This window comes from Bifidobacterium castoris, assembly GCF_003952025.1.
Lineage (GTDB): Bacteria > Actinomycetota > Actinomycetes > Actinomycetales > Bifidobacteriaceae > Bifidobacterium > Bifidobacterium castoris.
Map to the genome: position 1 here is coordinate 312089 of NZ_QXGI01000001.1, position 12118 is coordinate 324206.

General features: G+C 72.0%; 12 protein-coding genes. 4 read left to right on the forward strand and 8 right to left on the reverse strand.

The window, feature by feature from the left end:
* Nucleotides 1-59 precede the first annotated feature (59 nt).
* Nucleotides 60-1004 carry a hypothetical protein gene (locus tag D2E22_RS01455; RefSeq protein WP_126031341.1) on the reverse strand — a complete coding sequence of 315 codons (945 nt, stop codon included), beginning with the start codon at nucleotides 1002-1004 and terminating at the stop codon, nucleotides 60-62.
* Between the two features lie 102 nt (nucleotides 1005-1106).
* Between D2E22_RS01455 and D2E22_RS01460 the strand changes: the two genes are divergently transcribed.
* Nucleotides 1107-1310 (forward strand): hypothetical protein, encoded by a 204-nt coding sequence (locus D2E22_RS01460; protein WP_126031342.1) that lies wholly within the window; start codon nucleotides 1107-1109, stop codon nucleotides 1308-1310.
* Here the strand turns inward: D2E22_RS01460 and D2E22_RS01465 are convergent.
* Entirely contained in the window at nucleotides 1307-4618 is a 3312-nt protein-coding gene (locus D2E22_RS01465; protein WP_126031343.1) for an FtsK/SpoIIIE domain-containing protein, read from the reverse strand. The two genes, D2E22_RS01460 and D2E22_RS01465, sit on opposite strands and share 4 nt — an antisense overlap.
* 66 nt (nucleotides 4619-4684) lie before the next feature.
* Between D2E22_RS01465 and D2E22_RS01470 the strand changes: the two genes are divergently transcribed.
* Nucleotides 4685-5974: a hypothetical protein gene (locus D2E22_RS01470; RefSeq protein WP_126031344.1), complete on the forward strand. Its 1290-nt coding sequence runs from the start codon at nucleotides 4685-4687 to the stop codon at nucleotides 5972-5974.
* A gap of 29 nt (nucleotides 5975-6003) precedes the next feature.
* Here the strand turns inward: D2E22_RS01470 and D2E22_RS01475 are convergent, their stop codons facing one another.
* From D2E22_RS01475 to D2E22_RS01495, 5 genes are all read right to left on the reverse strand, one after another.
* Nucleotides 6004-6669 carry an HAD family hydrolase gene (locus tag D2E22_RS01475; RefSeq protein WP_126031345.1) on the reverse strand — a complete coding sequence of 222 codons (666 nt, stop codon included), beginning with the start codon at nucleotides 6667-6669 and terminating at the stop codon, nucleotides 6004-6006.
* A 103-nt stretch (nucleotides 6670-6772) separates the two neighbouring features.
* Complete coding sequence (locus D2E22_RS01480) at nucleotides 6773-7075, reverse strand: hypothetical protein (RefSeq protein ID WP_126031346.1); 303 nt, start codon at nucleotides 7073-7075, stop codon at nucleotides 6773-6775.
* A gap of 20 nt (nucleotides 7076-7095) precedes the next feature.
* Complete coding sequence (locus D2E22_RS01485; protein ID WP_241218127.1) at nucleotides 7096-8730, reverse strand: RecB family exonuclease; 1635 nt, start codon at nucleotides 8728-8730, stop codon at nucleotides 7096-7098.
* Nucleotides 8731-8916: 186 nt separating this feature from the next.
* Nucleotides 8917-9297: a hypothetical protein gene (locus tag D2E22_RS01490; RefSeq protein ID WP_126031348.1), complete on the reverse strand. Its 381-nt coding sequence runs from the start codon at nucleotides 9295-9297 to the stop codon at nucleotides 8917-8919.
* Nucleotides 9294-9911 carry a hypothetical protein gene (locus D2E22_RS01495; RefSeq protein WP_126031349.1) on the reverse strand — a complete coding sequence of 206 codons (618 nt, stop codon included), beginning with the start codon at nucleotides 9909-9911 and terminating at the stop codon, nucleotides 9294-9296. The genes D2E22_RS01490 and D2E22_RS01495 overlap by 4 nt, the downstream gene beginning before the upstream one ends.
* Nucleotides 9912-9938: 27 nt before the next feature.
* Here D2E22_RS01495 and D2E22_RS01500 point away from each other — a divergent pair, with 27 nt between their 5' ends.
* Both D2E22_RS01500 and D2E22_RS01505 read left to right on the forward strand, forming a co-directional pair.
* Complete coding sequence (locus tag D2E22_RS01500; RefSeq protein WP_164518367.1) at nucleotides 9939-10826, forward strand: hypothetical protein; 888 nt, start codon at nucleotides 9939-9941, stop codon at nucleotides 10824-10826.
* Nucleotides 10808-11212, forward strand: coding sequence for a hypothetical protein (locus D2E22_RS01505; RefSeq protein WP_126031351.1), 405 nt, complete (start codon nucleotides 10808-10810; stop codon nucleotides 11210-11212). The genes D2E22_RS01500 and D2E22_RS01505 overlap by 19 nt, the downstream gene beginning before the upstream one ends.
* On the opposite strand, the gene D2E22_RS01510 is transcribed toward D2E22_RS01505, so the two are convergent.
* A complete protein-coding gene (locus tag D2E22_RS01510) occupies nucleotides 11209-12108 on the reverse strand; it encodes a hypothetical protein (protein ID WP_126031352.1) in 900 nt (299 codons plus the stop codon). The two genes, D2E22_RS01505 and D2E22_RS01510, sit on opposite strands and share 4 nt — an antisense overlap.
* Nucleotides 12109-12118 lie beyond the last annotated feature (10 nt).

Consider the following 12118-nt stretch of genomic DNA (forward strand, 5'->3'; position numbering starts at 1 on the left):
CCCGTGATCGTATGTGTCGGCATGTGCGGATGCGTCCCCCTCCCGACGGCGCGGCCCGCTCACCTGTCCGGTGTCGCGGCGCAGTTGGTCACGCACAGCCGGTCCCCCCACAGGGTGAAGTCGACGGCGCCGTCCATGTCGGTGGTGGAGCGGGGCGTGTCCATGAGGGCGATGCTGGGCCATTGCCCATCCATGACGGGCTGTCCCCTCACGGGGATCGCGACCCGGTCGCCGCCGCTCATCACGGCCGGCATGGTCCCATCCCATGCTGTGAGCGCGGGCGCCAGCCACCAATGGTCGGCGCCGTGCGGCTCCCATGCGCGCACCGTGCCGTCCGTGCCGAAGCGGAGCGTGTCGTCGATGCGGAAATCACGCCATGCGGGGGTGAGCGCCCACCAGTCGCCGTCATGGAACGTGTCGCCTCCCTGCAGGAGGATGGCGCGGACCGTGCCGGTGACATGGGCGTCGCCCCCGTCGTCGGCGACGGTGACGTGCGGGCCGTCGGTGAACCGTGCGCCGACGCCCCATGCGTTGGCCGCCCACCAGTCGCGCATGCGCGGCCGCGTATGGCATTGGGCGGAGTCGGGACGGTCCTGGCAGTCGGGTGACGGCGCGTCCGGTCCGGCCCCGTCCGGGACGGTGACGGAGGATACGCCGGTCGGGTCGGGGATGCGCATGTCGGCGCCGGTGCGCAGCGCTTTGAGCGTGTCGGCCGCGGACCGGTCCGCCCACGACTGGGGTGCGGCGGCCGCGTCCGCACCCCAGTCGCGCAGCGTCGTCTCGAACCGTGCCGCCGTCTCCTCGCGCGCCCGCCGCGCCGCCATGTCGATGACGGGCGTGCCCGCGTCCGAGACCGGGGCCGGGGTGGCCGGCGACGGTGCGGATGCGGTGTCGGCGGCCGGGTGGCGGCTGGCATGCACGGTGAGGATGATGAGTATGGTGCAGGCGATGGTGATGACGGCGCCGGCGATGGCGCCGGCGTGCGATTGGCCGTCCCGTCCCATGCGGGCCTCCCTTTCGTCGACGGAATGCGGCTCTCCTATGCGGCGGCGGGGACGCATGGGACGGGACGTGTTTTTCGCCGTCGGTTATGAAAGGGTCACGTCATGGGTGCACGCACGGATCATGGGATGGATGCGGGGACGGATGCGGTGGTGTGCGGGCCGCTCGCCGTCACGATCATGCCGGACGGTTCGGCCGTGGTCCGTATGACGGCGTCCGGGGGTGCGACGGCCGTGGCGTCGTTGACGTGCGCCGAGCTTGAGACGTTCGAGTACGAGCTGCGCCGCCGGCTCGACGAGAGCCGTTAAAGCGTCCACTCCTCGCCGGCCGCGTCGACTTGCACCGTCTCCACGCTCTCCGATCCCGTCATGTCCGGTTCGGCCAGTCCGGTGAGTTCGGGCGGGGCGGGCATGAACGGGGACAGGTCGATCCGTTGCGGCTGCGGGAAGGGGCCCCACCGTTCAAGCTCGTCGCCCTGTCCCGGATAGAGGCATTGGACCATGTCGACGCCGCGTCCGAGCCGCTCGTACACGCCGCGTCCTTTCGGCATGCCGCCGCAGCGGGTCGCCTGCCGGTGCAACCTGTTCGTCTCCTTGACGTTCGCGCCGGACACGTTGCCGGACGCGTCGCCGGAGCCGAGGAACACGCGGGCGAGCATGGTCTTCGCGGTGCCCGCGTTCGGCAGCAGCTCCAGGTCGCCGGCCTTGAGGGCCTGCGCGCCGAGCAGCACGGTGATGCCGGCGGAGCGGCCCTGGGTGAGCAGCGCGCTCACCCACATGCCGATGCTGGATTTGAGCCCGTTGCGCCATGTGCGCATCGTCTCCTCGTTGGCGAGGTCCGGGTCGTTGTTCTCGTTGCTGATCTTCGTCTTGTCCTTTTGCAGGAGGCTGTTGAACTCGTCGCAGAACACAAGGAGCCGCGGCGGGCGCACCGGGTCGGGCAGCATCGCCCAGTCGCCCCCGCCGTGTTCGTCGATGAGGGCGACACGGCGGCGCATCTCCCGGTGCGCCCATTGGAATATCGCGTAGCAACCCTCCAGGGACGGGTCGAACGCCGACATGTGGGGGGCCAATGGTTTGAGGTCGTTGGCGCCTTTCTCCGGGTCGGTGGCGAGCACCTGCCAGCCGGCGCGCAGCGCCTGCACGATCAGGGTCACGGATACGGAGCTTTTGCCCGACCCGGTCGTGCCGGAGGCGAGCAGATGCGGATCGTCGGCCGGGTCGAACAGGACGGTGGTCCCGTCGTCGCGGACCGCGAACGCGAGCCGACGGTCGCCCGACATGGCCGTGCGCCCGTCGAGGCCGATCCGGTCGGGCAGCGGATTCGTGGCGGCGGCGAGGATGGCGTAGCGGCCGGCCGCGGCGCCGGTGGGGCGCGTGTAGCCGTAGCCGGCGGCTGCCGCGAACCGGTCGAGGCGCGCGTCGCACATGGCCGGGTCGATGCCGGCCGGCAGCGTGAACTCGAGACGGGTGAGCGGCCCCGTGTCGTCCCCTATGTGGGCGGTGGCGACGGTGCGCCCGTCGGGGGCGGTGAGCCCGGTCGCGGCCCACGCCTCGTCGAAGCGCAGACGGAGCACCGTGTCCCGGTCCGTGCCGCGCCGCCACTTCTCGGGCGCATCCGGCGGACGGTTGCCGGCCCAGAGGATGATCATCCCCGCCTCCCGGATCTCCCAAAGCGTCGTGTCGGCGCCCAGGAGCGTGGCGATGCGGGGTGCGGCGCGGCGCGCGTCCATCGCCGTGTCGCCGCCGGTCAGTTGGATTTCGGCGCGCCACATGGTCCAGGACGTGTCCCGGGCGCATTGGCGCGGCGCGTCCACGTAGGCGGCGTGTTTGAGCGTGCCGGCGATGGCGCGGCTGATGATGACCTGCGCCATGAGCCGTTCGGCAGGACCGTCGCCCGACAGGTCGGCGAGCCTGGTGGGGGCGGCCGGGTTGTTGGCGGGCACGGTCTGCACGAGCTGCATGTAGCGGGTGAACCATTTGCCCCGGTTGCGCAGTCCTATGACGTCGGCGACGGTCGAGTCGCCGAAGGCGGCGCGCAGGTCGGTCTTCATGTAGTCGGCGGCGCTGTGGCCGCCTTTGGTGGGGATGCTGCACGGGGTGCACTCCAACGCCCACCGTCCGTCACGGCTGGTGAGCCTGTCGGCTCCCGTGCGTCGGTCGTAGATGATCTGCATGGGCGCCTCCAGCTTGGTGCCGTTGAGCGCCTCGTCCCAGACGGCCATGTCGGCCCGTTCCTGTTCGATCAGGGCGAGGTAGGCGGGAGTGTTCCCGTCCGTCATGGTGCTGAACGCGGCGGTGTGGCCCGTTTTGGCTTTGTCCTCGTCGAAGACGATCCCGTCCGTGCCCGTGTCGGCGGCGAACACCCATGCGTGGTCCAGTCCCGGGTCGACGCTCATGGTCAGGCCGCACAGGCAGCCCCAGTCGCCCAGTTGGCCCGCTTGGGAGCCGCGTAGCCAGTCGCGGCGGATCATGTCCCAGTCCGAGTCGGCGCTGCCGCCGTCCATGCGCATGATCCAGCATGCCGGTTTCCCGTCGCGTGTGCCGACCTGGGTGAGGCGGGGGCGGCCGCCGGTGGCGTTGTAGTTGTTGCACAGGCGGGCGGTCTCCACGGCGCACCACGCCTCCAGCGCCGTTTTGTCCGCCAGGATGTCGGCCGGGGCGGGCGCGTCCAGCGGGGTGACGGCGAGCATGACGTGCATCATGTCGGCGCCGCACAGGACGAATCCCACGTCGTATCCGTCGCGGGCCGAGGCGGCGCGCAGCGTGTCGCGCACCGTCTTGTCGGTCCATGCGGGTGCGGATGGGACGGTGAGCCGGCATGTGCGTTCCCCGTGCGCGCCGCTTGTGGTGGAGTCGAGCCGTGCGGGCGGCCGGTCCGTGGCGGGCCGGCCGTCGGCGGTGAGCCACCGGTTGAGCCGTGCCGTCATGTCCTTGTCGGCCTTGTATTGGCGGCGGCTTGCGCGCCATGCGGGCCACATGGGTGCGGGTGCGGCCGTGAGCGTGAGCGCGGGCGTCCACCATGCGCTGCCTCCCAGCGTCCATATGATGGCGCCCGCCGTCAATCCCAGCATGGTGGCGCCCGTGATCCACGGGATGCGGTTGCGGGCCCACGTCACGGGCCGTGGCCCGCATTGGACCGGCCCGTCGACCGTGGGGGTGGGGCGGGCCGCCAGGAGCAGCACGAGTCCGATCATCTGGGCGAGGGCGGCCCATGCGCCCCATCGTGTCTGCACGGGGATGGCGGTGAGGGCGCCGAGCCCCATGTACAGGCATGGCTGGGGGCCGTGCGGGTCGAGGCGTGCGGACAGGTGCGTGTACCAGGAGCGGCGGAGTCGGTAGGCGCGGTCGGCGCGGCGTTGCGCGGGCGTGGCCGGTGCGGGGCGTTTCCACGGGTCCTGTCCGGTGAGTTGGGCCGGGCGGGCTGCGGCGCGCGTGCCCGCGGCGGCGGCGCACATGAGGGGCGCCCATGGGAGCATGAACCATGCGAGGGTGAGGGAGGCGAGGGTGGCGAGGGTGAGGATCGGCGCCCGGATGCCGGCCGTGTCGGGCCCGTTTGCGCGGGCGGCCCGTTTGCGCGTGGTGCGGCGGGCTCGCTGTGTGCGTGTGTATGCCATGCGGGGCGGCTATGCCACGGCCGCATAGCGTCCGTACGGATGGATCCGTGTGGAAAGGAGCCGGTGATGGAACAGCCCAGGAAACCCAAGGGGGCGCCGAACGGGGCGGGTGGACAGTATGATACGACGGCCGGTTCGTTCCGTTCCCTGCTGCCCGATCTCGGTGACGCCGCCTGTCTTGATCTCGCCGAGATCACCGCCGACCTGCGGGGGCGGGCCGTGCGTGAGCCGGTCACGGCGCGCACCCCGGAGGAGACGGCGGGTCTGCTGGCGGAGACGGCCAGCGTGGAGCTCGGAGCCGATGGTCTTGTGCTGCGGGATGCGGACGGGGCCACGGTGTATTCGGAGGCGGCGGGCGGTCTGCCGTTGGATCGGCGCACCCTGCGCGCCGACAAGCGGGTGCGCCGTGAGGCGCGTCGCGTGTTCGCCATGCGTGAGGAGGATCTTGAAGGGGTGGGTGCGGCCGAGCGGCGTCGTCTCGCCCGGGACGCGTGGGCGCTGACGGGTCCGTACGGGCATCGCAGGCTCATCGACCGCGGCGGCCCCTTGCGCCGCTACGCGCCCGCGGACCGTGTCGCCGCGTCCCTGAGAAGACGTGCGGACGGGGCGCAGGCGGTGCGGCTGCTGTGCGACATGCAGGAGGAGGACGCGTCGCAGGCGATGAGCATCATCCGCGCCGGCTACCCGTCCGAAACGGACCATGAGGCCGCCTGGGCGTACATCAACCGCACCTCCGTCGCCCGCTACGACAAGGACGTCACCGACCCGGACGGCACCGTCCACCATGCGGGCGACGCGATCCGCGAGCGGCGCGTCGTGTGGCTCATGGAGCCGGGCACGAACCGGTATGTCAAGGATGCGGACGGGCGGCGCATCCCGGTGGTGAGGATGGTCAACAAACGCAACGCGAAGGCGGAGGTGGCCCGCTCCTATCTGCGTATGGTCCACTCCCCCACGCGCGGCGTGCCGAGTGTCGGCGAGGCGCGGGAGGCGGCGCATGCGCTGCACGCGTTGGATGACGATCCGGCACGGCAGGCGGCCGCGTTCTATGCGATGGCGTATGGGCGGCGGGCGGCCGCGGAGCGTGGCCTGGATGTGGACGGCGCCCAACGGGCGATCCTGTCGCGGCGCGGCGGCTCCCGTATCGTGGCGGCGTGGGACCGGCCGGGCGGCAACGGCAACGTGGCCCGCATGATCGCCTATCAGAAGGCGCTCGGCACGGATGCGGCCCGCCTGTTCCTCGACATGGAGCCGGGTGACGATCGGCGTGCGAACAGGGTGCGCGGCGCGGACGGCACGCCCCGGCGGCGCCTCTCGGAGATGCGTTCCTTCCTGCACGCCGTGTACGCCATGTGACCGTGCGGCCCGTCCCTTCTCCGGCGCGTTCAGGGGGCGGGCGGCGTGTCCGGCATGTGCGCGAATCCGGGTATGGTCAGATGCGCGGTCATGCGGATGCGCTCCATGTCGGCGCCGGCGTGCGGGTCGTGGACGGCGACCGTCGCGAGCCCCGCCTCCCGGGCGGCCTTCAGGGGGGCGAGCATGTCGTCGAAGGTGACGCAGCGGTGGGGCGTCGTGCCCATGAGCTTGGCGGCGTGCCGGTAATAGCCGGGCGTCGCCTTGCCTCCCGGCGTGTGCTCGGTGCCGATGACCATGCGCATGTAGCCGGTGAGACCGGCGGCGTCCAGTGCGGCGGCGCGGATGCGTGGCGTCATCGTGGTGACGACCGCCATGGGGTGTCCCCGTTCGGCCATGCGGCGCACATAGTCGAGGGCGCCGGGTTTGGTTCTCACGTCATGCGTGTAGCGTTCCAACGCCATGTCCTCCCATTCGGCGAGCAGCCCGTCGACCGTGTCCCCGGTGAGCCGGAAGCGGCCGATCGTGTAGGCGGCGATGTCGCGTGCGGGCATCGCCGCGACCATGCGCATGTAGTCGTCGGGCACCGTGATGCCGCGACGGTGCAGGAAGGCGCGGTCCACGTCCTCCCACACGTGCAGCGAGTCGAGGAGGGTGCCGTCCATGTCGAACAGGAGGGTGCGTGGTGTGCGGGCCATGGTGAGGGGCGTGTTCCTTTCCGCCGGTTGGCATGGGGCGGGGCCGGCGCGGGGCGTGTCCCCTCGCCGGCCCCGCGTCCGGTTGCGTCGTCATCGACGTGCGCTATGCGCCCCGGGTCCCCTCCTCTGCGTCAAGTTCGCGGTCGATGTCGTCCGGGATCGCGTCCTCGTCCGTCTCCCATGCGATGGCGACGATCTCGATGCCGTCGACGGGGGTGAAGACGCCCCGGTCGGGGTCGTCCAGGACCAGGCCGCAGGCGGCGGCCGAGTAGAGGGCCTCGTCGCGGGTGGCGTACACGCTCGCGTCCTCCGGGTAGCGTTCCCAGCTGGCCTCGCTCTCGGTCGGGTCGTTGTGCAGCCACACGTCGTCCTTGATGCGGTGCACCGCGTAGTCGTGGTTGGTCATTGCCTTCTCCTTTACGTGTCTTATGGTCGTGTGTTCTTCGCCGTCCCCGTACCGGTGCGTCCCGGACGTGCCGGTACGCCCATCATAGCGTCCGGGTCGAGGGGTGCGAGCATGGCGCCCCATATGTCGGCGGCGCGGCGGGCGGCGCGGCCGATCCGTTCGCACGCCGTGCCTTGCGTGTCGTGGTCGAGGAGGGTGCGCAGGATGCGGAGCGTGTCGCGGGCGACCGTCGTGTCCAGCCATGCGAACAGTGGTTCGGCCATGGGCCGTCCCTCGGCCAGTCCGGGAATGTCGGGCGCTCCCCCTTCGCCGAGCGCGGTGCGTGCGGCGGCCCATGCGGCCTGCACGATGAGCGTCGCCGTCGTGCAGGCGTCGGTGTCGTCGCATGCCAGCGTCATGGCGTCGAGGGTGATGTCGACCCAGCGGCTCCAACCGTATCCGGCCGGATTGAGGGTTGTTCCGTCCCATGTCGCCTCCCACGGCTTGCCCTCCGCCATGCGTGGCGGCGCGGCCGGGTGCGGCTCCGGTACCTTCCCCGTGCGGGGCTCCGGCGTCGTGTCGGCCGTATCGTCGACGATGCCCCATTGGGCGAGGGCCTCACGGCCGGCCGGGGTCGCCCACGGGTCCGTTCCGGCGGCCGGCGCCGGCGGGTCCGGTCGGGTCGGTGCGCTCGTGGCGGCGGCCTCGCCCATGAGAAACGCGGACAGATCCATGCGTGTCTCCTTTCCGTCGTTCGTGGCGTGGGCATGCGTCCGCACGAACCGCGGGTCGTGCGCCGCCACGGGTTGGGCGGCGGCGGCGCGCCGCGCCTTGGCGCCGTCGATGCGCGCCGCCGGGCACACGTTCGCCAGCGGGCACCACGGGCACAGCGCCGAGGGGTGCAGGCGCAGCCGCTGCGTGTGGGCGTCCAGTGCGGCGGTCATGTCCGTGGCGGCGGCGACGATGCGCGCGCGGGTGGCGTCCATCGCCTCCGCGGACAGGTCGGCGGCGCGCAGGTCGCGTTGCTCCACGTACACGTCGCGTGCCGCATGGACGGGTACGCCCATCGTGGCGTACAGGTGCGTGTAGAGGCGCAGCTGGTCGGCGTGGGTTCGGGCCGCGTCCGCGAATGCGGGGATACGGCCCGTCTTCCAGTCGATGAGGATGCCGGCCTCGTCGCGGTAGTCGACGTAGCCGTGCAGCCGGATCCCGTCCCATTCGCCCTCCACGTGCTGTTCCGTGGCGGCTGGCCGTGGCGTGCGGCCCAACGCGTCCGTGAGCCGGAAGTCCCTGATCTTGCGCCATGCCAGATGCGCCCAGTACGCGTCCGTGGCGCGTGTGCCGTCCTGCAGCGTGATGGGGGGCGCCGGATCCTTGCCGCGCCCGTCATGGTCGTGTTCGGCGCGCAGCAGTGTGATGGCGTCGGCGGTGAGCGCACGCCAGTCGGGTGCGGCAACGCCGGGCTCGTCCATCGCCTTCTGGATGGCGCGGTGCACGATGGTGCCGAGGATGAGCGGGTCCGCGTCGGCGGGTTCGCGGCCGATCAGACGGTCCGCGGCCCAGCGTGCGGGACATTGCGTCCACGCGGTGAGCGTGCTGTGGGAGAAGCGGGCGGGCGGGTCGATCCGCGCCGTCGGCGTGGCGGTCCCGTCCGGGTTGAAGCTGAGCAGCGTCACGTCCGTCAAGGGGGCCTCCCGTGTTGTCCCTTCCGGCCCCTGTCGTATGGTTGCGCGGCGCACGGCCGGGCCGGACAGCGGCGGGCGCCATGCCGGGGTCATGCGTCCGCCGCATGGCCGCCATCCGCCCCGACAAGGGGGCGCAGACCGGTTCGGGCTGCGCCCCCTTGTCGGGCGGATGAAAGCCTAGAAGAGCGGTTCGAGCCAGCCTCCCGTGTCCGCGCCCTCCCGTGCGGCGGGCGCCGTGCGGCCGGTCCGGTCCCAATGCTCGTCCATGATGCGCCAGAGCGGAAGGTAGCGGCGGCCCGCCACCGACGGGCCGGACAGGGGCGCCGGCCATGCCGTGTTGATCCTGTTGAGCTCGCGGGCGCACAGCGGCACGTTCAGTATGCGCAGCCACGGATGGTCGTGCAGCATGGCGCGCAGGCGCGGCTCCGTCCAGGCGCCGTCCGCGTCCGGCGCTTCGATGAGGCCGGTGGCGGCCATGCGGCGCACGAACCGTTGCGGCACGTGCAGGAACATGGCGAGGCGTGCGGGCGTGAACCGGTCCGGGACGGGTCCGCTCATTTCAGGCCCCGGACGCGGGTCAGGTCCGCGTCCGGGATGACGCGGGCGACGGTTTCCGCGACGTCGAGCTCGTTGCCTCCCCATTTCACGTCCGGGTCGGCGGTGAGGGCGCCCAGGAGGCGGACCACGGCCTTGAGCCGCTCCGGGTTCCTATCGTGCAGGCGCAGCGTCTCCTTGAAGCGGGCCATGTCGCCGCCCGCCGCCGCGATCCGTTCCGCGTCCTCGACCGGCTGGCGCCATCGGCCCTCCAGGATCTTCTCGACGCGGCCGGCACGGTCGTCGGAGCCGGTGAGCTCGTCGACGAGCGCCGCGTAGTCCGCGTCCTCCACCTGGTCGGCGATGTTCAGGATGCGTTCGATGTCGCGTCGGGATGGGCCCGTCTTGGCGCGGGTGCGGTTCCGGGTGCGTTTCGCGGCGGGCGGCGCGGGCGCGGGTTCGGGCGCGGGCGCGCCGCCCGCGTCATGTCCGCGCTCCGGCTCCGGTGCGGGCTCCGGTGCGGGCTCCGGTGCGGGCATGGTGTTCGCACCGGCCGGCGGGGCCGGATCGGGGTCGGGTGCGGGTGCCGGAATGTCGGGGATGGTCCCCTCGCCGCGCAGCCAGTCGAAGTTCGCCATACGTGTCTCCTTTTCACACGGTGTGCAATGACGCCGGACGCCTATGCGTCCGGCGTCGTTGCGGGCCGGACGCATAGGCGCCCCGACATGAGCATGGAACAAGACGGCACGGCGCACGGCGCGGGCCGTGCCGTGCTGGCGTTCGTCACCGGAGGTTCGGGCGGGATCGGCAAAAGCGGCAACGCCCGCATGCTGGCGGCCGCGCTGGGCGGCACGGGCCGGCATGTGGTGCTGGTCGACGGCAACGCCGGACAGCAGTCGCAGCGCGTGTGGCACCGTCTCGGCCCCGAACGGATGCTGGAGAACGCGCAATGGCTTGACACGCTGGACCGGGCCATCCTCATGCCCCGGCGCACCGGGCAGGCGTACGCGCTGCTGCCCGGCCCCGCCGACCCGTTGGCGGCCGGCATGAACGACTTGTACGGCGCCGCGATCCTGCGGCTGTGCGAAACCCCCGGCATCGACCTGGTGCTGGTGGACGCGGACCGGATCGACCCGGCCCAATGGGAGGACCGGCGCACGTTCGCCGGCCACGTCATCCGGCCGTTCATGGAGGCCGGGCTCGCCCGCATGCTGTTCCGCATCGGACAGACCGGCAGCCAGTTGGAGGACGGGATGCGCGCCCTGGGTGCCGTGGATGACGCCGACATGACCTGCGCCGTCGCCGTGGCCGCCGCGGGGCTCGCCCATCCGCGCACCGACCGCGACTGGGCGCGCATCCTCGCCCCGGTCGCCCGCTACGCGGGCACCGACCGTTGGGACGTGTCCACGTTGGCGCTGCAGACGCCCGGGTCGCGGCTCACGCCGCCGCACACCCCATGGTTGTGCCGGCAGGCCGCGTTCCTGGGCCTCCGGCTCGAACCGGCGGCGAGGGAACAGGCGAAAGGATGGTGGCCATGGCGCCGGACCCGATGAAAGGGGCCATGGGGGCGCGTGACGCGGCGGCCCGCCGCGCCATGATCCTCCTGGAGCTCAAACGGCTTGCCGACACGGGGCGCGGCATCGAATGCCTCCCCCGTCTCGTCGACGCCGCCGGCACGGACCGGGCCGTGCTCGCGTTGCACGTGTGGCTGATCGACCAGGCCGTGTTCGGTTCGGGCCGTGAACGGGCCCTGAACCATCTGCGGCGCGCATGCGAATGGACCGGCGCACGCCCCGACCGGTCTCCGGGCACGCTGACGGTCGGATGGCTGCTGGACGAACGCACCGGGGGTGCACGTCTGCTCGCATGGCTCACGGCGCTGGCATGCGACCGGACGATCGGCGGCTGGACGCCGCCGCCGCCCGACCCGTACGCCTAATCGGCGAGCAGACGCGCCATCGCGGTGCCCAGTTCGGTCCACACATGCCATTCGAACCGTCCCTCGCAAAGCGCGACCCGTTCCACGGCGGCGCGCGCCGCCGCATACGATTCGGCCACATGGCGCCGCCCCGTCTGCGTAGGCCAGTACGCGTGGGCCGCGTCGCGCCACACGCCGTCGGGGAACGCGGCGGGCAGGATCATGGCGCGCCGTTCGGGCACGGGGGCGAGCAGCAGCGCGCATGCGACATCCGTGTCCAGCCGGTCGAGGCTGCGATGCCAGTACCCGTCCTTCACGAGCCTGCGCCTGAGCACGCCCATCGCCGCCGCATCCGTGCGTGCCGTGCGCGCCCACCGGCGCGACCATGCCGGGTCGCATGGGCGCATGACGCGCAGATCCGGCTCCCTGTCGAACAGGGCGGCCGTCTCGACGTTGCCGGAGACGGGCATGGGCCGCGGGGCGCCGTCCATGATCGGATTGTTGCCCTCCTCGTCATCCCATGCGCTGACGGGACGAGTGCGCCCGTGCAGGACCCGCGCCGGATTCGCGCGGGCGACGGCCGTCGCGGTGCGCCGCAGCCATCCGCAGAAGCTGGTCGCACGGCGCGGATCCCACAGGTTGCCCGGATTCCACAGGTTCGGGTTGGTGACGACGGCCACGCCGACGATCTTCTCCATGATGCGCGGCCCCGTGAACTCGCACATGACGGCCCGCTGCTCCGGGTCGGGGAACAGGCGGCGCATCTCCCCCTCCACCAATCCGGAATCGGCCGCCCACGCGGCCACCCGCATCCGTTCGGGCGAACCGAACCGGCATGCGTCCTCATCCCAGTCGATGGCCGCCACGGCGCGGTCGAGCCGGTCACGGCCCTCTCTGTCCAATGATCGAACGCTCATGGACGCGCAC